Here is a 19,506-nt window from a genome sequence, read left to right on the forward strand (position 1 = left end):
TCGAACGCTCAATCCTGCGCGACCGCCGCCCGCTCGATGCCGGCCGCTTCCGGGCGATGCCCGAGCCGCGCCGAAATCGCCTGCCCCGATTCCTTCAGCAATGCGATGTAATGCGCCTTCGTATCCGCGCCGCAGCGCATCGTCGGAAACGAAATCGACAGCCCAGCGATCACGCGGCCGAAACGATCGAACACGGGCACGGCAAGACACATCAGGCCGTCTTCCTGTTCTTCGTTGTCCTCGCCGTAGCCCTGCTGCCGCACATGCGGCAGGATGCTCATCACCGCGTCCGCCGACGACAGCGTCTTCGCGGTCGACTTCCTGAACTCGATGCCGGCCAGCACCGCGCGCGCCTCGTCGGGCGACATCCACGCGAGCAGCACCTTGCCGATCGCCGTGCTGTAGAGCGGATTGCGCCGGCCGATCCGCGACTGCATGCGCAGCCCGTAATCGGCGTCAATTTTGTGGATGTAGATGATCGCGTCCTCGTCGAATGCGCCGAGGTGCACGGCTTCGCGCGTCAGTTGCCCGATGCGGCGCATCTCGAGATCGGCCTCGCGCACGAGGTCCACGCTCTCCAGCGCCTTGCTGCCGAGCTCGAACAGCCGGATCGTCAGCCGGTAGCGGTCGGTCTCGCCTTCCTGCGCGACATAGCCGAGTGTCTTGAGCGTTTGCAGGAAGCGATGGACCGTCGTCTTCGACATGCCGAGCTGTTGCGACAGCTCGCTGATGCCGATCTCGCGGCGATCGCCGAGCGCCGCGAGGATCGTGAAAACCTTCCCGACGGCCGCGACCGAATCGGCCTTCTCCGCGGCGCCGGCCGCCGACGGGTCGGCCGCCGGACGGCCGGCCCGCGGTGCCATGTTCGCCTGATCGCGCTTGCGCTGCGTGGGCGTTGCTGTCATGTCCGTGAATCCATGAGATGCGAATCGGGAGAGCATAACGCGTCCGCCGCGCGATACGGTCAGCGCGCGAGCCAGCCGCCGTCGACGGCGAGCGTGTGGCCGTGCACGTAGTCCGACGCGCGCGATGCGAGGAACACGGCCGCGCCCGCGAGATCGTCGGGCACGCCCCAGCGGCCGGCCGGGATGCGGCCGAGGATTTCGTCGCTGCGCCGGCTGTCCTCGCGCAGCTGCGCGGTGTTGTCGGTCTCCATGTAGCCGGGCGCGATCGCGTTCACGTTGATCCCGCGCGCGGCCCATTCGTTCGCGAGCAGCCGCGTGAGGCCCAGCACGCCGCTCTTCGACGCCGTGTACGACGGCACGCGGATGCCGCCCTGGAACGACAGCATCGACGCGATGTTCACGATCTTGCCGCCGCGCCCCTGCCGCACCATCTGCCGCGCAACCGCCTGCGACAGGAAGAACACGCTCTTCAGGTTCACGTCGACGACGGCGTCCCAGTCCGCCTCGGTGAAATCGAGCGCATCGCAGCGGCGAATCATGCCCGCGTTGTTGACGAGGATGTCGACGTGACCGAACGCGTCGACCGCGCCGCCGACGATCCGCTCGACCGGCTCCAGCGTCGACAGGTCCGCGCGCACGTCGACGAAGCGCCGCCCGGCCGCTGCGACGCGTGCCGACGTCGCATCCGGCGCCGAGCGGTTCGCACCGACGATGTCGCAGCCGGCCGACGCGAGCGCGACAGCCATCGCCGCGCCGAGCCCCGTGTTACAACCGGTGACGATCGCGACCTTGCCGGTCAGGTCGAACAGGCCGGCGAACGCGGAACGCGCATCGGCGGAAGGAAGATCGGGGTTGTCGCGTTTCATGGTGTCAGCGCAGGTCGGCGACCGCGATATGGTCCATATCCTTGAACACCTGGTTCTCGCCGACCATCCCCCAGATGAACGTGTACGCCTTCGTGCCGACGCCCGAGTGGATCGACCAGCTCGGCGAGATCACCGCCTGCTCGTTGTGCACGACCACGTGGCGCGTTTCCCGCGGTTCGCCGAGCATGTGGAACACGGCCGCATCGTCGGCGAGGTTGAAGTAGAAATACACCTCCATCCGGCGCTCGTGCGTATGGCACGGCATCGTGTTCCACAGGCTGCCCGGCTCGAGCTTCGTCATCCCCATCGACAACTGGCACGTGGGCAGCACGTCGGGCACGATGAACTTGTAGATCGTGCGGCGATTGCTCGTCGCCGCATCGCCGAGCGTTTCGGGCGACGCTTGCGCGAGCGTGATGGTGCGCGTCGGATACGCGGTGTGCGCGGGCGCGCAGTTCACGTAGAACTTCGCGGGATGCGCGCGATCGTCGCTGCCGAACACGACGCCCTGCCCGCCTTGCCCGATGTAGATCGCCTCCTCGGTGCCCACCGCGTGACGCTGCCCGTCGACCTCGACCCAGCCGCGCCCGCCGATGTTGATCGCGCCCAGTTCGCGCCGCTCCAGCAGATGGCTCACGCCCATCGAGGCGCCGAGCGACGCGGGCACCTCGACCGGCCGCGTGGCCGCCCCCCCGCCGCCGACGATGATGCGGTCGATATGGCTGTAGGTGAGCGACAGCGCGTCCGGCTCGAACAGGTTTTCCACCAGGAAATGCCGGCGCAGGCCGGCCGTGTCGAGCGCTTTCGCGTGTTCGCTATGTATGCCCTGCCGCACTTCCATGCCAGTTCTCCATGGGGGATGGACACGCCGCCGATGCCTGTGCGGCCGACGGTCATACGATGAATTGAAGCACAAATTTTGCAGATTCGGAACGACGAACCGAATTATTCGCAATGCGCCACGGCGCAATTAATCCCTTTTTTATCAGCAATTTATTGGATTACGGGTATACGACTAGCCGACAAATTCATAAAAACGGACCGATGTTCCGAATCATGTCCTATAGTCAGCCAGCAGACATCATTTGACAACGGGACGCATCGACGTCCACGGAGGAGACGTGAAGCTGAAACAGGCCATCGACCGCATTCCCGGCGGGCTCATGCTGGTTCCGATGCTGCTCGGCGCGTGCGTGCATACGTTCGCCCCGAACGCCGGGAAGTACTTCGGCTCGTTCACCAACGGCCTGATCGCGGGCACGGTGCCGATCCTCGCCGTGTGGTTCTTCTGCATGGGCGCGACGATCAACCTGCGCGCGACGGGCGTCGTGCTGCGCAAATCGGGCACGCTGCTCGCGACGAAGATCGTGGTCGCGTGGCTCGCGACGTTGATCGCCGCGCAGTTCATCCCCGACGACGGCATCCGGACGGGCCTGTTCGCGGGCCTGTCGCTGCTCGCGATCACGACGTCGATGGACATGACCAACGGCGGCCTCTATGCGGCCGTGATGCAGCAGTACGGCAGCAAGGAGGAAGCCGGCGCGTTCGTGCTGATGTCGATCGAATCGGGGCCGCTCGTCAGCATGCTGATCCTCGGCGCGGCCGGCGTCGCGGTGTTCGAGATGCGGCTGTTCGTCGGCGCGGTGCTGCCGTTCCTGATCGGCTTCACGCTCGGCAACCTCGATGCGGACCTGCGCGAGCTGTTCGGGCGCGGCGTGCATCCGCTGATCCCGTTCTTCGGCTTCGCGCTCGGCAACGGCATCGATCTCAACGTGATCGCGAAAAGCGGGCTGCCGGGTATTGCGCTCGGGCTTGCGGTGATCGTCGTGACGGGCGTGCCGCTGATCCTCGCCGACAAATTCGTCGGCGGCGGCAACGGCACGGCCGGGCTCGCGGCGTCGTCGACGGCCGGCGCCGCGGTCGCGAACCCGGCGATCATCGGCGAGATGATTCCGAAGTTCAAACCGATGGTGCCGGCCGCGACCGCGATCGTCGCGACTGCGTGCCTCGTTACGGCGATCCTCGTGCCGATTCTGACGGCGATGTGGGCGCGGCGGGCGGCGCGGGCAAGCGGTGCGTCGCTGCCGTCGATGGCCGCACGGCCCGCGCATGGAAGCCCGATCGAGCATGAAGGGCATGTGTGATGCGCGTTTGACGCCGTTCCCCACTCCCGTCACAGGAAATCCGTTCGCCATGTCATTGCTCAAGCGCTTCGGCGCCGCTGCCCGTTTCGTCGCCGTTGCCGCGCTGCTTGCCGGAAGCGCCGCCGCTCATGCCATCGATTCCGATGCCGAGCGCGTCGCGCATGCGGTCGAGCGCCTGCGCGTCGCGATGCTCGACAGCAACGGCGCCGCGCTGCGCACGCTCGTCGAGGACGATCTCACCTACGGCCACTCGTCGGGCCAGTTGCAGGACCGCGCCGCGTTCCTGAAGACGCTCGACGGCACGCACGCGTTCCAGTCGATCGCACTGTCGGGCCAGACGGTGACGGTGAGCGGCGACAGCGCATGGGTACGCCATACGTTCGATTCGGTGAACAACCTGCCGGACGGCAAGACGAGCACCGCGCATATCGGCGTGCTGCAGGTGTGGAAGCGGCATCCGGACGGATGGCGGCTGTTCGCGCGGCAAGCGTATTTGCTGCCGAAGGAGTGACGGCGCTATCCCGCGGCATCGTGCAGTGCAGTCGCGCTGCCCCGATCCCGTCCGCTCTGGAGCGTCACCCATGCCCACCGCCGTGTTGCTGCGCGCGAGTCATTCGCATCTCTATCCGGGCAGCATCGTGCACCGCATGGCGTGTCGCAAAGCGGCTTCCCGTCGATTGATTCCGTGCCGCGCGGCTCCGTAGCGCATCGCGCTACAACGCCATCCCGCCGTCGATCGTCAGGCTCGACCCCGTCACGTGTCCCGATTGAGCACTCGCGAGCCATGCAACCAGCGATGCAATCTCGTCCGGGCTGCCGGCCCGCCGCAGCGGAATCAGCGGGCGAATCCGGTCGAGGTGATCGGCCGTCATGTCGGTCTCGACCGGCCCCGGCTGCACGTTGTTGATCGTGATCCCGCGCGGTGCGAGATCGACGGCGATGCCCTTGACCATCACGGCCACCGCGGCCTTCGTCATCGAATAGACGCTCGACCCCGGATGCCCGCTGCGCACGGCCGTGTTGCCGTCGATCGTGACGACGCGGCCGCTGTGCGTCAGGTATTCGTCATCGCTCCGCCCCCCATTTCGTCCGCGGCCGCTCCGGCACATCTCCCGCCCAAGCGCTAAAATCCGCCGCCTGAGCATCCACGACGAGCAAGCGTTTTGACGGAGTTCGAGCAGGGTTTCATCCTCACCCGCCACTGGCGGGACACCGCGACCGGTATCGAGATCGAGTTCTGGCTGGCAACCGAGCACGGTCCGCGCCGTGTGCGGTTGCGCCCGCAGGAAGCCGTCGCGTTCATCCCGGCCGAACAGCAGGCGCTCGCCGAACGCACACTGGCCGGCGAACGCGATGCGGAACTGCGCCCGCTCGCGCTGCGCGATTTCAGCCAGCGCCCGGTCGTCGCTCTCTATTGCCGGCGCTACCGCCACCTGTCCGGGCTCCAGAAGCGCCTCGCGGCGGCCGGCGTCGACGTCTACGAAGCCGACGTGCAGCCGCCCGACCGCTACGCGATGGAGCGCTTCATCACGGCATGCGTGCAGTTTCGCGGCCAGCCCGGCAACGACGACACGCTGACCGGCGGCGAGCTGAAGCCCGCGACCGGCTACCGCCCGGCGCTGCGCTGCGTGTCGCTCGACATCGAAACCAGCGTCCACGGCGAGCTGTATTCGATCGCGCTCGAAGGCTGCGGGCAACGACAGGTCTACATGCTCGGCCCGCCGAACGGGGACGAAAGCGGCGACGCGAGCGCCGTCGACTTCCGCCTCGACTACTGCGACAGCCGGCCCGAGATGCTCGCGCGGCTGAACGACTGGTTCGACGAACACGATCCCGATGCCGTGATCGGCTGGAATCTCGTGCAGTTCGACCTGCGCATCCTGCATGCGCACGCGGAGCAATACGGCGTGCCGCTGAAGCTCGGGCGCGGCGGCAGCGTGCTCGACTGGCGCGCGCACGGCCAGCAGCCCGACCACTTCTTCGCGGGCGCGGCCGGCCGCCTGATCCTCGACGGCATCGACATGCTGAAATCCGCGACGTGGACGTTCCCGTCGTTCAGCCTCGAATACGTGTCGCAAGCGCTGCTCGGCGAAGGCAAGTCGATCGACAATCCGTACCAGCGGATGGACGAGATCCAGCGCCGCTTCGACCACGACAAGCCCGCGCTCGCGCGCTACAACCTGAAGGATTGCGAGCTCGTCACGCGCATCTTCGACAAGGCCGACCTGCTGTCCTTCGCGCTCGAACGCGCGAGCGTCACGGGGCTCGCCGCCGATCGCACCGGCGGCTCGGTCGCGGCGTTCACGCACCTGTACCTGCCGCGCATGCACCGGCTCGGCTATGTCGCGCCGAACCTCGGCGACGTGACGGGACAAAACAGCCCCGGCGGCTTCGTAATGGATTCGCGCCCCGGGCTGTACGACTCGGTGCTCGTGTTCGACTACAAGAGCCTCTATCCGTCCATCATCCGCACGTTCCTGATCGATCCCGTCGGGCTGATCGAAGGACTCGCGAACCCCGGCGACGACGCATCGGTGCCCGGTTTTCTCGGCGCGCGCTTCTCGCGCACCGCGCATTGCCTGCCCGATATCGTCCGCCGAGTGTGGGAAGGCCGCGACGACGCGAAGCGGCAGCGCAACGCGCCGTTGTCGCAGGCGCTGAAGATCATCATGAATTCGTTCTATGGCGTGCTCGGCTCGACGGGCTGCCGGTTCTTCGACCCGCGCCTCGCATCGTCGATCACGATGCGCGGCCACGAGATCATGCACCGCACGCGCGAGCTGATCGAAGCTCAGGGCTACGAAGTGATTTACGGCGATACCGATTCGACGTTCGTCTGGCTCGGTCGCGCGCACGACGACGACGAAGCGGGACACAAGGGCCGCGCGCTGGTCGAGCACGTGAACCGCTGGTGGCACGCGCACCTGCGCGACCACTTCGGGCTCGAAAGCGCGCTGGAGCTGCAGTACGAGCGGCATTACCGCCGGTTCCTGATGCCGACCGTGCGCGGTGCGGAAGAAGGCAGCAAGAAACGCTACGCGGGCCTCGCGGCGACGGCCGACGGCGGCGAGGACCTCGTCTTCAAGGGGCTCGAAACGGTGCGCACCGACTGGACGCCGCTCGCGCAGCAGTTCCAGCGTGAGCTGTACCGGCGCGTGTTCCGGCGCGAGCCGTACCAGGATTTCATCCGCGACTACGTGCGGCGCACGCTCGCCGGCGAATTCGACGACCAGCTCGTCTATCGCAAGCGCGTGCGCCGGCCGCTGCGCGAGTACGAGCGCAACGTGCCGCCGCATGTGCGCGCGGCGCGGATCGCCGACGAGTTCAACCAGGCGCACGGCAGGCCGCTGCAGTACCAGCGCGGCGGCTGGATCAGCTACGTGATGACGACGGCCGGCCCCGAGCCGCTCGAAACGATGCGCTCGCCGATCGACTACGCGTTCTACCTGAGCCGCCAGTTGCAGCCCGTCGCCGATGCGATACTGCCGTTCCTGCGCGACGATTTCGAACGCGTCATCTCCGGGCAGGGGCAGTTGTTCGGCGACTGATGCAACGGCGCTGCGCACGCCATCGCAACCTCTCCTCCGCCTGACGTCGATCTTCGTCGTGTTGCGCACGCACGTTCACTCTGACTCATCCTGCAACACAGCTGGTCAGGAATCGCCATTTATCCAGCCAGTCCGGGTTCCTAAACTTGTCTCGTCGGTTCAGCGAAGCGAATTCGTGCCGAACCGCAACGAAATCGTCTGAGGAAACCGTGAAACCCGTCATCGTCACCATCGCCGCCGTCGCCGCTACCGCCACCGCTCTTCTCGCCGCACCGGCCGCGTCGTACGCGCAATCGTCGCACTCGACGCTCACGCGCGCGCAAGTGCGCCAGGAACTGCTCGACCTCGAATCGGTCGGCTACGAGCCGGTTGCCGGCGACGGCGACAACTATCCGGGCGACATCGTCGCCGCGCAGGAACGCCTGGCCGCCAAGCGCCTCGCCGAACGCAAGAGCGCGGAAGCCGCCTACGGAGCGAACGGCGCACCGGGCACGGATTCGGGCACGCCGGCGGTCGCGACAATGAAGCGGTAACGCGCCGCCGGTCGTTTCGGGGGCGCGCTCGTCCGGCTAAAATACCGGCCTGCCGCGCCTCCTGCCGCGGCCGGAGGACATCAATCATGACCGCACGTCGCGGAGCCGCGGTCGTCATCGCGCCCAGCCACGAGACAGCCAGCCTGTCGAAAGCCCAGAAGACGTTCAATACGCTCGTCGAGCAAATCGAAAAACGGCGCGAACGTCTCGGTGCGTGGGAAGCCGTCATGCCGGTCTTCCAGAAAAAATTCGTCGACGGGCTGTTGCCGCTCGAACAGGCGTCGACGGCGTTGCGGATCCGGTTGCTCCATCGGCTCGACGACGCCTTCCTGCAGAAAGGATTGAGCAAGGCCGAGCAACGCACCCTTTCCAGGCTGATCGCCGATATGGCTCGCGACTTGATCGACGTCAGCGACGACGCGCAGCTGCAAGTCATCTACAACCGGCACAGCGCATCCGACAACGAAGGCAACGCAGCGGCCAATCTCGAGCAGATGAAGCCGGAACCGGAGTCGATGCCGGGCGTCGAACCGGCAGACGACCTCGACACGCTATCGCCCGACGAACTGATCGAGCGCATGCAAGCCGAACAGGACGAACAGTTCAGGCGCGACATGGCCGCCCACGAAGCCCGCGAGGCACAGCGCGCCAAGCGGAAGAAAGCGCCCCGGCAATCGGCCGCGCAGGCCCGACGCGAAGCCGAGCAGACCGAATCGAGCAAGTCGATCCGCGAGGTCTATCGCAAGCTTGCCAGCTCGCTGCATCCCGATCGCGAATCCGATCCCCGGGAACAGCAACGCAAGACCGTGCTGATGCAGCGGGTCAACCACGCTTATGCGAAGGGCAATCTCCTGCAACTGCTGGAGCTGCAACTGGAGATCGAGCAGATCGACCGGCGTGCGATCGACGGCCTCGGTGAAGATCGGCTGACGCGCTACAACGGCATCCTGGAGGAACAGATCCGCGAGCTGGATCAGGAGATCCTGCACGTCGAGACCGGTTTCCGGCGGACTTACGGAATCGCGCCGTCCGTCAAGCTGGCGCCCGATACCGTCGTCCGCATGCTCACGCGCGACATTGCCGGCATGCAGCGCAGCAACCACGACCTGAACGCGGCGCTGCGAGAATTCGACGATCCGGAAAAGGTCAGGGACTGGCTGAAAGGCATGAAGCGCCGGCGAGCATCCTCCCGCTTCGACGACGAGCCGTTTTAAGCGCGCACGCGCTCAGCCCGCAGAACGTCGAGCATCACCGCGGCTCGCCCATCCCGCCCATCAGCGTCATCAACTGTTCCCGCAGCCACCGGCTGCCCTGATCCTGATCGGCGCTGCGATGCCAGTAGCAGAAGTATTCGAGACCCGGCATCTCGAACGGCAGTTCGAGGATGCGCGCCGGATAGCGCTGCAGCAGCCGCAGCGGCGCCGTCAGCGCGAGATCGCCGCGCATCGCGATCAGCGGCGCGACCATGTAGTGCTGCACGCGCATCTGGATATTGCGGCGCAGCCCGAGCCGCGTCAGTTCCGCGTCGACGTGCCCGCTGCCCTTGCGGCGGCTCGACACGTGGATATGCCCCATCGACAGGTAGTCGTCCATGGTCAGCGTGTTGCCCTTGAACGGGTGGTCGTCGCGGATCATGCACGCGTAGCGGTCGCGCACGAGCAGCGCCTGGTGCAGATGCGGATCGCCGATCAGCGGCGCGTCGATCGCGATGTCGACCGAGCCGTTCGCGAGCGCGGTGGCCACTTCGCGGCGGTCCATCGTGTAGCTGCGCACGTGCATGCCGGGCGCTTGCCGCTGCAGCAGTTCGCCGAGCGCGGGAAGCAGCAGCGCTTCGGTCAGGTCGCTCATGCTGAGCCGGAACACGCGCGCCGACGATGCGGGGTCGAACACGTCGCCTTCGTGCGCGCTCGAGTCGAGCAGTTGCAGCGCCTCGCGCACGCGGCCGACGATGTTCTCGGCCATCGGCGTCGGCATCATCCCGGCCGGCGTGCTGACGAACAGCGGATCGTTCAGCGTCTTGCGCAGCCGCGCCAGCGCATTGCTGACGGCCGGCTGCGTGAGGTTCAGCACCTCGGCCGCCCGCGTCAGGTTGCGCTTGTTGTAGATCGCCTCGAATACGACGAACAGGTTCAGATCAATCTTCGAAAGGCGCATCGCCGGATCTCCTTGCCGGCATCTTACGGCGTGCGCCTCTCGTCCGTCCATGCCGGCCCCGCGAGCGGCGCCACACGCGTTGCGCATCCCGGCGCGCCGCTCAATCGCGCAGCGGCGGCGTCAGGTAAGGCGCCGTCGAGCCCGGCACGCCGTCCTTGATCTCCATCCGCGCGATCGCCTGCAGATGCACCTCGTCCGGGCCGTCGGCGAAGCGCAGCGCGCGGCCCCAGGTCCACAGGTCGGCGAGCGGCGTATCGGGGCTCAACCCCGCCGCGCCGAACACCTGCATCGCGCGGTCGCAGACGTCCGTATACACGGTCGGCACGAGCGCCTTGATCATCGAGATCTCCTTGCGCGCGGCCTTCGCGCCGACCTTGTCGATCATCCACGCGGCCTTCAGGACCAGCAGGCGCGCCTGGTCGATCTCGATGCGCGAGCGCGCGATCCATTCGCCGACCGTGCCGTGCCGGTTCAGCGGCTTGCCGAACGCGACGCGCGATTGCGCGCGGTCGACCATCAGCTCCAGTGCGAGTTCGGCCGCGCCGATCGAACGCATGCAGTGATGGATGCGGCCCGGCCCGAGGCGTGCCTGCGCGAGCGCGAAGCCGCTGCCTTCCTCACCGAGCAGGTTGCGCGCCGGCACGCGCACGTTGTCGAACGTGATCTCGCAGTGCCCTTCCGGCGCGTGATGATTGAGCACCGTGATGTTGCGCACGATCGTCACGCCCGGCGTGTCGCGCGGCACGAGGATCATGCTCTGCTGCTGGTGCGACTCGGCGTCGGGATCGGTCTTGCCCATCACGATGAAGATCTTGCAGTTCGGATGCGCGGCGTTCGTGATGAACCACTTGCGGCCGTTGATCACATACTCGTCGCCCACACGCTCGATGCGCGTCGTGATGTTCGTCGCATCCGACGACGCCACGTCCGGCTCCGTCATCGCGAACGCCGAGCGGATCTCGCCGCGCAGCAGCGGCAGCAGCCACTGTTCGCGCTGCTCGGGCGTCGCGAACATGTGCAGCAGCTCCATGTTGCCCGTGTCCGGGGCATTGCAGTTGAACACCTCCGACGCCCAGCTCACGCGCCCCATGATCTCGGCGAGCGGCGCGTATTCGAGGTTCGTCAGGCCCGTGCCGGGCTCGTCGTCCTTCAGGTGCGGCAGGAACAGGTTCCACAGCCCCTCCGCCTTCGCGCGCTCCTTCAGTTCCTCCATGAACGACACGGGATACCGGCCCGCATGCACTTCCTCGTTCCACTGGCGGATGCGCGGCACGATGTGCGCATCCATGAACGCACGCACGCGTTCGCGCAGCTCTTCCACTTTCGGGGTGTAGCCAAAATCCATGATCGACTCCTCGAGATTCCGTGTTCGGTTCGGTCAGAAGGCCGAGACACCGCCGTCGACGGCGACGGCCTGCCCGGTCAGGTAAGTGTTTTCCTTCGCGCACAGCGTCAGCATCGTCGCGACGATTTCGTCGGGCCGGCCGAGCCGCTTCATCGGCGAGCCCTGCGCGAGAAAATCCTGGCGGTCGCCGATATCGCTGTCGGTGACCATCGGCGTCGTGCTGTAGAACGGGCACACCGCGTTCACGCGAATGCCGTGGCGCGCGTATTCGAGCGCAGCCGTCTTCGTGAGCCCGACCACCGCATGCTTCGACGCCGCGTACGCGGCCAGCTTCGGCGCGCCGCCGAGCCCGGCCATCGACGCGACGTTCAGGATCACGCCTTCGCGCTGCGCGAGCATCTGGCGGATCTGGTGCTTCATCCCGAAGAACACGCCCTTCGCGTTCACCGCGAAGCTCAGGTCGAGATCGGCTTCGTCGGTGTCGATCAGCGCCTTCATCGACGGTGCGATGCCCGCGTTGTTGATGCCGACGTCGAGCCGCCCGAAGCGCGCGGCGGCTTCGTGCACCAGCGCCGCGACGTCCGCTTCGACACGCACGTCGCAGCGCTGCGCGATCACGTCGGCGCCGGCCGCGCGCAGCGGCGCGGCGACGCGTTCGAGCGCTTCGCCGTTCAGGTCGCCGAGCGCCAGCCGTGCGCCCATCGCGGCCAGTTCGCTCGCGAGCAACGCGCCGAAGCCGCTCGCGGCGCCGGTGATCATCACGGCCTGTCCGGCGTAGCTGTCGATTTTCATCGCGCGCTCAGATCGTCAGGCCGCCGTCGACGACGATGCATTCGCCGTTCGTGTAGCTCGCCGCGTCCGACACGAGATACAGCACGGTGCCGGCCATTTCGCGCGGCTCCGCGTGGCGGCGCAGCGGGATCTTCGCCATCCAGTTTTCGTAGATGTCCTTGTCGGCGAACAGCGCGCCCGCGAACTTCGTTTTCGTCAGGCCCGGCAGCAGCGCGTTCACGCGGATGCCGAGCGGCCCGCATTCCTTCGCGAACGCCTTCGTCATGTTGACGACCGCCGCCTTCGTGATCGAGTAGATGCCCTGGCGATCGCCCGGCTGCAGCGCGTTCACCGACGCCGTGTTGACGATCGCGCCGCCGCCGTGCGTCTTCATCAGCTTGCCGGCCTCGACCGACATGAAGAAGTAGCCGCGGATGTTCACGTCGACGGTCTTCTCGTACGCGGCGAGGTCGGTATCGAGGATGTGCCCGAAATACGGGTTCGCGGCCGCGTTGTTCACGAGGATGTCGAGGCGGCCGTGCTTGCCGCGGATATGCTCGAACGTCGCGGCGATATCTTCCAGCCGCCCGACGTGGCACGCCAGCGCCTCGGCGCGGCCGCCCGCCGCGACGATCGCGTCGGCCACGGCCTGGCAATCGTCGAGCTTGCGGCTCGACACGATCACGTGTGCGCCCTGCTCTGCAAGCAGTTTCGCGATTTCCTCGCCGATGCCGCGGCTCGCGCCCGTCACCAGCGCGATCTTGCCGGTCAGGTCGAACAGATTCGTTGCCATGTCGTCGTGCTCCTCCATTGTTGGGTTGTCGTATCGCCGCTCGGCGAGCCGGGCGATCCCGGCGATTTCAGCGATGCGCGTCGATCACGCTCACGGCCAGTTCGGCCAGCCGGCCGGCCATTTCGCCGACGCGCAGCGCTTGCTCGCTCGACGCATTGCCCTGCAGCGCGCGCGCCTTCACGCCCTGCGCGATCGCCGCGAGGCGGAAGAAACTGAACGCGAGGTAGAAATGCCAGTCGCGGATCGGCTCGATTCCGCGCAGTTCGCAATAGCGCGCGACGATCGCCGCTTCGTCCGGTACGCCGAGTTCGGCGCGATCCAGGCCCGCGATCCCGCGCACCTGCCCGCCGGACGGCAGCCGCAGGCACATGCAGAAATACGCGAGATCGGCGAGCGGGTTGCCGAGCGTCGACAGTTCCCAATCGAGCACGGCCTGCACGCGATAGCCGTCGCGCGCGAACATCAGGTTGTCGATCCGGAAATCGCCGTGCACCAGCGCCGGTCGGCCCGTGTCCTCGGGGCACGCTTTCGGCAGCCAGTCGATCAGCGTCTCCATCGCGTCGAGGCGCTCCGTTTCGGCCGCGCGATACTGCTTCGTCCACACGCCGATCTGGCGCTCGAAGTAGTTGCCGGGGCGGCCGTAGTCGGCGAGGCCCACCGCGTCGACATCGACGTCGTGCAAGGCGGCCATCGTCTGGAGCAGCGCGTCGTAGCACGCCGCGCGGTCGGCCTTCGGCAGCTCCGGCAGCGCGGGATCCCAGAAGATCCGGCCGTCCTCGAAGCTCATCACGTAGAACATGCTGCCGATCACGTCGCGGTCAACGCACAGGTGATACGGACGTGCGACCGGCACCGCCGTGCCCGACAGCGCGGTCAGCACGCGGAATTCGCGGTCGACCGCATGCGCGGATTTCAGCAGTTCGCCCGGCGGCTGGCGGCGCAGCACGTAGCGGCCGCTCTTCGCGTGCAGCAGGAAAGTCGGATTCGACTGGCCGCCGGCAAACTTCTCCGTGTCGACCGGGCCTTCGAAGCCCGGCACGTGCGCTTCCAGATAGCGCGTGAGGCGGGCCACATCGAGTTGCTGGGAAGGGTTTGTCATCGTCGCGATCGTTCGTGGGTCAGCCGTAGGTTCGCAGTGCGTGTCGTTCGGGATCCTCCAGATGCGGGATGCCGTTGAACGACGCGAGGTGGAACGCATCGGCGTTGAAGAAAAACTGCGAAAGACTGCTGTTGCGGATCTGCAGGTTCAGCGCGATCGCGCTCGACGGCGGCGCCGCGAGCACCTGCTGAACGGTGACCGCGATCGGGCCGCCGGAGCTCACCGCGAGCACGCGCTGGCCGCCTGCGTGGCGGATCGTGGCGCGCGCATCGGCGACGCGCTGCTGAAAGTGCGCCCAGGTCTCGGGGGCCGCATCGCCGAGCTTGTCCTCGGACCACAGCTGCAACACCTGCCGGAGCGCACGGAAATGTTCCTTCATCGAGCCGGCCGCGAGCCGCGCGATCTCCGGATAGTCGCCGGCGGCCGCCGCGAACAGCCCATGGAAGTCGTATTCGTTCAGGCCCGGATGGCGGTCGTACGACACGCCTTCGCGGCCCATCCCGCGCAGGATCGCGTCGACCGTCTGCGCGTGGCGGTTCAGCGTGCCGCAGATCACGCGCTCGAACGCCAGGCCCTGCCGCGCGAAGTATTCGCCGAGCCACACGCCCTGCTGCTCGCCGGCCGCGGACAGCCGGTCGTAGTCGTCGGTGCCGAACGACGCCTGCCCGTGCCGTACCAGGAAGAGTTCAGCCATCGCATGCCCGCCAGATCAGAAGGATTCAGCATAGGGGGCTGCCATGCATTTTTGAAATTTATTTTTTGAATCGGCCGGTATTCATTACGTGAATCTTTATCGGACGGGTTGGCTCATGTGGCGCGCGATATCCGCGCAGCGGCACACGAATTGCGGCAACCCCCGCCATGTCGAACTCGTTCCAGGAGGGGCGCGATGCTCGGTACCATTCTTATCGTCATACTGATTCTGCTGCTGATCGGCGCATTTCCCACGTGGCCGCACAGCCGAAGCTGGGGCTACTGGCCGTCGGGCACGGTCGGGTTGATCGTCGTCATCGTCGTGATCCTGGTGCTGATGGGGCAAATTTGAGTATGACGGCGCGTGTCCGCACGGGCGCGCGCCTCTCCATGTCGCAGCCGTGGCTTCTTTACAAAAGTAAGCGATGAAGGGAAGCAGGCGGGGGCGCGCCGTCGCCCGCGACCGTTCTCGCAGGCAATGCGCGGCCAGCGGCGGCGGCTACTCCCGCGTCCAGCCGTTCTGTTAAAGCTGCCCGGCGAGCACGCCGGGACGCGACGCAAGAACAGGGTTCTCCCCATCCTCGATCAGCGCCGAGCGCACGTCGCGGAACAGCTTCTCGATCGGGAATTCGCGCGTGGTGCCGTTGCCGCCGAACAACTGGAACGCCTCGTGCGTGATCTTCATCGCTTCGTCGATCACGCTCACCTTTGGCCGGCGCGGTCGCACACGGATGGCTCTGCGGCAACATCCGCCAGAACGCGAGGCTGCGAGGCTGCGGCGCGCGATCGCGCGCGCCATCTCCAGCCGGCGCAGCATCTCGCCGATGCGCAGGTGCGTCATCTAGTGATCACTTCGGTCAAAGGCGGTCCGCTCCGCTTGCGCTCGCATCCGCCGGAACCGAGCCACCGCGACACGCCGGATGCCCCGGGATTTCGACGACGCGCCCTTGCAGCGGCCGCGGCACGCCCGGATACACATTGAAGGGTTCGACAGCCCGCCCATCCACCTTCGCGTCCTTCACGGCATAACGCACGGTTCCCGTCGCCGTGAGCCGCGCACCATGCACATCACACGCGACGGACAATGCCTCTTTCCGGCTCTCCGGCATCTGCCGGACAAGCGCACTGAATCCCAGATTGACGACGATGCTCCCGGTCGCCTTCTGCTGCTCCTGCGTCATCACCTTGATCTCGGGTTTGACGTCCAGCCGATACACCGTCTCGTCCTGAACCGCCCGCAACGGCTTCAATGCAATGTTCTTGGTCTGCCCCGGCGCGAGCGTCAGCTTGAATGGAAATGCATAGAGTGCCGGCTTCGCTTCATTGCCGACCGACTCAAGTTTCTCGTCTTTCAGCGGCATGCCGGGATTGAGCAGGCGCGACAATGAAATGGTCACGTACTCGGGGCGATCGCCGTTGTTGATGATCTGCACGTTTGTCGTGCCCGAATCGATCGAGATTTCCTTTGGAAACACGTCGATCGTCGCGAGGGCGATGCCTGGAATCAGCCCGGCGAGCGTGGCCGCAATCGGAAGAAAGAATGAACGCAATCTCATGTTGGAGTCCAGTTGAGTCGGCACCCCGGGGAAGGCATGCCGGTGCTGCCGTCGTGCACAGTTTGTCAGTCGCATGCGCGCACGCAGGCTTTGACGCAGACGACAATCGGAAACGGAAAATCCAAAGCACACCGCCCGCGACACGGCGGGCGGTGAGGAGCCGGAACGTCTCCGCAACGGGGAGACGACCACCGCTACTGCTGTTTCACCACGATCGGTTCGAACACGAGCGACAGTGTGCCCGTATAGGTGCCGACCGTGCTCCTGAAATCCCCTTCCGGCGGATATGCGGAGACGGCGAGACGGTAATAGCCTTCGGAATCGACATTGGGCGACGGCGGCGCCGGGTTGTCGAACTCGATCGCCTGCCCGACGACGAGCGGCTTCCGGTCGGCGCCTTCGGCGCCGATGCTGACCGCCGGCTTGCGGAACGCAAGCGTCGGCTTGGCCTGGTTCCGGATATCGAGCGGCTGATCCATGCGGACCCGGAATTTGCCCGTCGTCGATACCACGCGCAGCCGTGCGTCCACCTCGTACGCAGTCTCCCAGCCGCCGAGCTGCTGCATCGTCAGGCCCTGCCCGAACCAGCCGCCCTTGTCGTCGGTGATGATCAGATTGTTCGGGCGGACGACCTTGGCCGTAATCGCGCTCTGCGTCTTGCCCTTGACCAACAGGGTTTCCGCCGACGCGAACATCGGCAGGAACATCAGCGTCGCCAGCAATCCGCTCAGGATGTTTTTGCGCATTTCGCCTCCTATGATTTCGTCACGACCGTGAACGACAGCACATCGTTGTAGTCGCCAGCGTCCACGGTCATGTCCACCGAGGTCCTGAACGTCGGCACAAAGCAGGTGCGATAGTTGTTGTTCAACCTCACCGCGCTTGCGCTCGTATTTGGCAACCGGAACGTTGCGCTACCGCTGTCCAGCGTCATGTCATACGGAATCGTCTGGGACGGCTTGCTGGTATTCCTGAGCAGATACCGATTACCCGAAATACCGTTCGTGCTCGTCGCATTGATCACGAAATTGCGATAGCCGTCGAGGCCCGTGTACGTGAAGCAAAGCTGTTGTGCCGCACCAGTGAGCGTCTTTTCGCCATTGCCTCGCGGCAATTCTCCGAGATTCCAGTCGGGTGCCGCCACATCTACCACGAGAGAGGGCGGCGGTTTTGGCGGCGGGACTTCGGGATCGATCACCTGGCATGCGTTGGCAATGCTGGCGTTGGTGACATAAACCCCGCCGGTGATCTCGCCAACGTCGTCGCCGCTCGTATAGTTACCGGCACGAATGGAAATGCCGGGCCAATCCTTGATGGCGGCATTGTCGATCAAGACCTCGACTAGGGCCGTGTACGGCTCCTTGGTACCCCATTCCGGTGGCGGGTTCAGTGACTTGGCATACATCACATAACCGTTGCCCGTATAGGGGTACGCGCTCTGTATGCCATTCATCGTGACATACTTCGCCGCAGCACTGCTTGGCTGCAAATTCCCCTTCGCATCATATGTATAGATCAGGACGCCTCGAGACCGAAAGGGGTAGTTCCCACTGGCACCCGCTATCGATCGATAATTAAAGACCACCTGGATCGTACTGGTTCCGTCCCCGTTGTTTCTCCACAGGCACCCCCCATAGCTGTCGGTCACATTGGCGTACCGAAGTTCCCAGCCGAACGCAAATGCATTGGACATAAGCACCATCAGACATGCGCCCAATAGGCAACCTCGCCATCGCCGAATAATTCCGAATTCTTTCATCGATCTCTTCATTCCGATTAGGTCAATACGTCAAGCCTGACATCACCGAAAATGGCCTCTGCGGCCTGCGATGCAGGCTTGACGATGCAATGACGCGGCATCGCATGCGCGATTGCATTCAGCCATTAGTCATCTCGATGGCACCGGCGCTCATCGTTTCGACAAGCCCGTATTACTGCGCCAACGCCGCACGTTGGTAGATCACCACGCCATACCCAACCTTGACGAACAGCGGGGCCGGCTCACCTTCGCTCTGTTCGGCATCGACAGCGATCCGCTCGTTCGGCCGGAACGTGACTCGCCATACCTGCGTTTTCGAAGGCACAGCCAGTTGCTTCAGCCCGATTCGATATTTCTGCCCCGGCGCCAGCGTCAGACGCCCGGGCACCACCAGCAACGTGGGCCGCGGCACGTCGGCTACCGGCACCAGGTGCTCGGGGGAATCACCCGGATTGGTCAGCAGGTGCTGCTCGATATCCAGATAAAGCGGCGTATCGCCGACGTTCTCGACATACAGTTCGGCTGCCGGTTTCTCCGGCTCGAGCGTCAGCTCCATGCGCGACAGCTTCAGCACGCCGGCGGCCATGCTGCAGGTGCAGGCCAGCGCGGCCAGCATCCCGATTGCGGTGCGCGCTACGCGTATCATCACGGGCACTCCAGCGTCTGCGGCTTGTCGTCGACACGCAACGTCATCCGCTTCGCCGCGAAGTGCTGAGGCGTGCCCGGAAATACGGCGATCGTTTGTGCGGACGCCGCGCCGTCATACGTCACATCGTTGAACACCTGGCGCACGTTGCCGGTGTTCTCGAGCGTCAGCCCGCCGCTCTCGCAACGGTGCGTCCAGCCCAAGCGCTGCTTGCCCGGCGGCGGCATGTGCCGCACCAGCACGCCATAACCGACGGATACCGACATCGGCGCGGTGATCTTGTCCTGCGGCGCGTCGTCCACTTTCAGCGACCTGACCGGCACGATATACAGCCGGTACAGTTCTTCGTTCGCGGGCTCCGCGAGCGACCTCAGCGTGATCGAGCGCGTCTGGTTCGGCCCGAGCGTCAACTTGTCCGGGCTGGCGAGCATGCCGGGATGCTGCAGCTCGCCGAGGTTCTGCTTCTCTTCCGGCGTCTTGCCCGGATTCATCACTTTCTGCACCGAGATCGACAGGTAGAGCGGCGCGTCGCCCATGTTCTTTACGGTGACGCCCTGGTCGTGGTTGTTGAACACCTTGGTCGTAGCCGGCATCACCATCAGCTCACCGTCGGCATGCGCCGGCTGAGCGGCGGCAAACAACAGCGCGCACGCTATTGGAAGCGCGGTTCGCAAGTTCAGATTCATGTCGTCAA

General features: G+C 65.6%; 22 protein-coding genes. 6 read left to right on the forward strand and 16 right to left on the reverse strand.

Going from position 1 to position 19,506, the window contains the following annotated elements; all coding sequences use genetic code 11:
- Positions 1-8: 8 nt before the first annotated feature.
- Genes kdgR through kduI form a run of 3 tightly spaced genes read right to left on the reverse strand, consistent with a single transcriptional unit; the run spans position 9 to position 2,612 of the window.
- Positions 9-905: a DNA-binding transcriptional regulator KdgR gene (gene kdgR, locus ACPUER_RS03545; protein ID WP_425130362.1), complete on the reverse strand. Its 897-nt coding sequence runs from the start codon at positions 903-905 to the stop codon at positions 9-11.
- A gap of 59 nt (positions 906-964) precedes the next feature.
- Entirely contained in the window at positions 965-1,771 is an 807-nt protein-coding gene (kduD, locus tag ACPUER_RS03550) for a 2-dehydro-3-deoxy-D-gluconate 5-dehydrogenase KduD (protein ID WP_425130363.1), read from the reverse strand.
- Positions 1,772-1,775: 4 nt separating this feature from the next.
- Complete coding sequence (kduI, locus tag ACPUER_RS03555) at positions 1,776-2,612, reverse strand: 5-dehydro-4-deoxy-D-glucuronate isomerase (RefSeq protein ID WP_425130364.1); 837 nt, start codon at positions 2,610-2,612, stop codon at positions 1,776-1,778.
- A 280-nt stretch (positions 2,613-2,892) separates the two neighbouring features.
- Here kduI and kdgT point away from each other — a divergent pair, with 280 nt between their 5' ends.
- Complete coding sequence (gene kdgT / locus ACPUER_RS03560) at positions 2,893-3,915, forward strand: 2-keto-3-deoxygluconate transporter (protein ID WP_425130365.1); 1,023 nt, start codon at positions 2,893-2,895, stop codon at positions 3,913-3,915.
- Between the two features lie 49 nt (positions 3,916-3,964).
- Entirely contained in the window at positions 3,965-4,426 is a 462-nt protein-coding gene (locus tag ACPUER_RS03565) for a nuclear transport factor 2 family protein (protein WP_425130366.1), read from the forward strand.
- A 202-nt stretch (positions 4,427-4,628) separates the two neighbouring features.
- On the opposite strand, the gene ACPUER_RS03570 is transcribed toward ACPUER_RS03565, so the two are convergent.
- Positions 4,629-5,060 carry an SDR family oxidoreductase gene (locus tag ACPUER_RS03570; protein WP_425130367.1) on the reverse strand — a complete coding sequence of 144 codons (432 nt, stop codon included), beginning with the start codon at positions 5,058-5,060 and terminating at the stop codon, positions 4,629-4,631.
- 18 nt (positions 5,061-5,078) lie between these two features.
- Here ACPUER_RS03570 and ACPUER_RS03575 point away from each other — a divergent pair, with 18 nt between their 5' ends.
- The 3 genes from ACPUER_RS03575 to ACPUER_RS03585 all read left to right on the forward strand — a co-directional run bounded on the left by ACPUER_RS03575 (position 5,079) and on the right by ACPUER_RS03585 (position 9,210).
- A complete protein-coding gene (locus tag ACPUER_RS03575; RefSeq protein ID WP_425130368.1) occupies positions 5,079-7,463 on the forward strand; it encodes a DNA polymerase II in 2,385 nt (794 codons plus the stop codon).
- Between the two features lie 209 nt (positions 7,464-7,672).
- Positions 7,673-7,996, forward strand: coding sequence for a DUF4148 domain-containing protein (locus ACPUER_RS03580; RefSeq protein ID WP_425130369.1), 324 nt, complete (start codon positions 7,673-7,675; stop codon positions 7,994-7,996).
- Between the two features lie 86 nt (positions 7,997-8,082).
- Entirely contained in the window at positions 8,083-9,210 is a 1,128-nt protein-coding gene (locus ACPUER_RS03585) for a J domain-containing protein (protein ID WP_425130370.1), read from the forward strand.
- A 34-nt stretch (positions 9,211-9,244) separates the two neighbouring features.
- Here ACPUER_RS03585 and ACPUER_RS03590 read toward each other — a convergent pair whose 3' ends face one another.
- From ACPUER_RS03590 to ACPUER_RS03615, 6 genes are all read right to left on the reverse strand, one after another.
- Positions 9,245-10,150 carry a LysR family transcriptional regulator gene (locus ACPUER_RS03590; protein ID WP_175959769.1) on the reverse strand — a complete coding sequence of 302 codons (906 nt, stop codon included), beginning with the start codon at positions 10,148-10,150 and terminating at the stop codon, positions 9,245-9,247.
- Positions 10,151-10,250: 100 nt separating this feature from the next.
- The gene (locus ACPUER_RS03595; RefSeq protein WP_425130371.1) at positions 10,251-11,495 is read right to left on the reverse strand and encodes an acyl-CoA dehydrogenase family protein; all 1,245 of its coding nucleotides are present in this window, start codon (positions 11,493-11,495) and stop codon (positions 10,251-10,253) included.
- Between the two features lie 33 nt (positions 11,496-11,528).
- Positions 11,529-12,287 carry an SDR family NAD(P)-dependent oxidoreductase gene (locus ACPUER_RS03600; RefSeq protein WP_425130372.1) on the reverse strand — a complete coding sequence of 253 codons (759 nt, stop codon included), beginning with the start codon at positions 12,285-12,287 and terminating at the stop codon, positions 11,529-11,531.
- Between the two features lie 7 nt (positions 12,288-12,294).
- On the reverse strand, positions 12,295-13,059 hold the full coding sequence (locus ACPUER_RS03605) for an SDR family oxidoreductase (RefSeq protein ID WP_047903689.1): 765 nt from the start codon (positions 13,057-13,059) through the stop codon (positions 12,295-12,297).
- Positions 13,060-13,126: 67 nt separating this feature from the next.
- Positions 13,127-14,158 carry a phosphotransferase gene (locus ACPUER_RS03610; protein ID WP_425130373.1) on the reverse strand — a complete coding sequence of 344 codons (1,032 nt, stop codon included), beginning with the start codon at positions 14,156-14,158 and terminating at the stop codon, positions 13,127-13,129.
- A gap of 19 nt (positions 14,159-14,177) precedes the next feature.
- Positions 14,178-14,852, reverse strand: coding sequence for a histidine phosphatase family protein (locus ACPUER_RS03615; RefSeq protein ID WP_175959774.1), 675 nt, complete (start codon positions 14,850-14,852; stop codon positions 14,178-14,180).
- Positions 14,853-15,047: 195 nt separating this feature from the next.
- Here ACPUER_RS03615 and ACPUER_RS03620 point away from each other — a divergent pair, with 195 nt between their 5' ends.
- Positions 15,048-15,203, forward strand: a complete 156-nt coding sequence (locus tag ACPUER_RS03620) for a DUF3309 family protein (protein WP_310130339.1) — start codon at positions 15,048-15,050, stop codon at positions 15,201-15,203.
- A gap of 171 nt (positions 15,204-15,374) precedes the next feature.
- Here the strand turns inward: ACPUER_RS03620 and ACPUER_RS03625 are convergent, their stop codons facing one another.
- The 6 genes from ACPUER_RS03625 to ACPUER_RS03650 form a co-directional block, all read right to left on the reverse strand.
- A complete protein-coding gene (locus ACPUER_RS03625) occupies positions 15,375-15,692 on the reverse strand; it encodes an acyl-CoA dehydrogenase family protein (RefSeq protein WP_310130336.1) in 318 nt (105 codons plus the stop codon).
- A 16-nt stretch (positions 15,693-15,708) separates the two neighbouring features.
- A complete protein-coding gene (locus tag ACPUER_RS03630) occupies positions 15,709-16,407 on the reverse strand; it encodes a hypothetical protein (protein WP_425130374.1) in 699 nt (232 codons plus the stop codon).
- Between the two features lie 194 nt (positions 16,408-16,601).
- Positions 16,602-17,153, reverse strand: coding sequence for a hypothetical protein (locus tag ACPUER_RS03635; RefSeq protein ID WP_425130375.1), 552 nt, complete (start codon positions 17,151-17,153; stop codon positions 16,602-16,604).
- An 8-nt stretch (positions 17,154-17,161) separates the two neighbouring features.
- Positions 17,162-18,166, reverse strand: a complete 1,005-nt coding sequence (locus ACPUER_RS03640) for a hypothetical protein (RefSeq protein ID WP_310130328.1) — start codon at positions 18,164-18,166, stop codon at positions 17,162-17,164.
- Positions 18,167-18,338: 172 nt separating this feature from the next.
- Complete coding sequence (locus ACPUER_RS03645; protein ID WP_425130376.1) at positions 18,339-18,812, reverse strand: hypothetical protein; 474 nt, start codon at positions 18,810-18,812, stop codon at positions 18,339-18,341.
- A complete protein-coding gene (locus ACPUER_RS03650; protein ID WP_310130325.1) occupies positions 18,812-19,498 on the reverse strand; it encodes a pilus assembly protein in 687 nt (228 codons plus the stop codon). Before ACPUER_RS03650 ends, ACPUER_RS03645 begins: the two co-directional genes overlap by 1 nt.
- Positions 19,499-19,506: the final 8 nt, after the last annotated feature.

Origin of the sequence: Burkholderia sp. DN3021 (assembly GCF_049805555.1) — a bacterium.
In the GTDB taxonomy this organism is placed as follows: Bacteria; Pseudomonadota; Gammaproteobacteria; order Burkholderiales; family Burkholderiaceae; genus Burkholderia; species Burkholderia pyrrocinia_C.

Coding starts and splice junctions, on each gene's coding strand:
- kdgR (WP_425130362.1), bottom strand. CDS start 905: ATGACAGCAACGCCCACGCAGCGCAAGCGCGATCAGGCGAACATGGCA.
- kduD (WP_425130363.1), bottom strand. CDS start 1,771: ATGAAACGCGACAACCCCGATCTTCCTTCCGCCGATGCGCGTTCCGCG.
- kduI (WP_425130364.1), bottom strand. CDS start 2,612: ATGGAAGTGCGGCAGGGCATACATAGCGAACACGCGAAAGCGCTCGAC.
- ACPUER_RS03565 (WP_425130366.1), top strand. CDS start 3,965: ATGTCATTGCTCAAGCGCTTCGGCGCCGCTGCCCGTTTCGTCGCCGTT.
- ACPUER_RS03570 (WP_425130367.1), bottom strand. CDS start 5,060: ATGCTCAGGCGGCGGATTTTAGCGCTTGGGCGGGAGATGTGCCGGAGC.
- ACPUER_RS03585 (WP_425130370.1), top strand. CDS start 8,083: ATGACCGCACGTCGCGGAGCCGCGGTCGTCATCGCGCCCAGCCACGAG.
- ACPUER_RS03590 (WP_175959769.1), bottom strand. CDS start 10,150: ATGCGCCTTTCGAAGATTGATCTGAACCTGTTCGTCGTATTCGAGGCG.
- ACPUER_RS03595 (WP_425130371.1), bottom strand. CDS start 11,495: ATGGATTTTGGCTACACCCCGAAAGTGGAAGAGCTGCGCGAACGCGTG.
- ACPUER_RS03600 (WP_425130372.1), bottom strand. CDS start 12,287: ATGAAAATCGACAGCTACGCCGGACAGGCCGTGATGATCACCGGCGCC.
- ACPUER_RS03605 (WP_047903689.1), bottom strand. CDS start 13,059: ATGGCAACGAATCTGTTCGACCTGACCGGCAAGATCGCGCTGGTGACG.
- ACPUER_RS03610 (WP_425130373.1), bottom strand. CDS start 14,158: ATGACAAACCCTTCCCAGCAACTCGATGTGGCCCGCCTCACGCGCTAT.
- ACPUER_RS03615 (WP_175959774.1), bottom strand. CDS start 14,852: ATGGCTGAACTCTTCCTGGTACGGCACGGGCAGGCGTCGTTCGGCACC.
- ACPUER_RS03620 (WP_310130339.1), top strand. CDS start 15,048: ATGCTCGGTACCATTCTTATCGTCATACTGATTCTGCTGCTGATCGGC.
- ACPUER_RS03625 (WP_310130336.1), bottom strand. CDS start 15,692: ATGACGCACCTGCGCATCGGCGAGATGCTGCGCCGGCTGGAGATGGCG.
- ACPUER_RS03630 (WP_425130374.1), bottom strand. CDS start 16,407: ATGAGATTGCGTTCATTCTTTCTTCCGATTGCGGCCACGCTCGCCGGG.
- ACPUER_RS03635 (WP_425130375.1), bottom strand. CDS start 17,153: ATGCGCAAAAACATCCTGAGCGGATTGCTGGCGACGCTGATGTTCCTG.
- ACPUER_RS03640 (WP_310130328.1), bottom strand. CDS start 18,166: ATGAAAGAATTCGGAATTATTCGGCGATGGCGAGGTTGCCTATTGGGC.
- ACPUER_RS03645 (WP_425130376.1), bottom strand. CDS start 18,812: ATGATACGCGTAGCGCGCACCGCAATCGGGATGCTGGCCGCGCTGGCC.
- ACPUER_RS03650 (WP_310130325.1), bottom strand. CDS start 19,498: ATGAATCTGAACTTGCGAACCGCGCTTCCAATAGCGTGCGCGCTGTTG.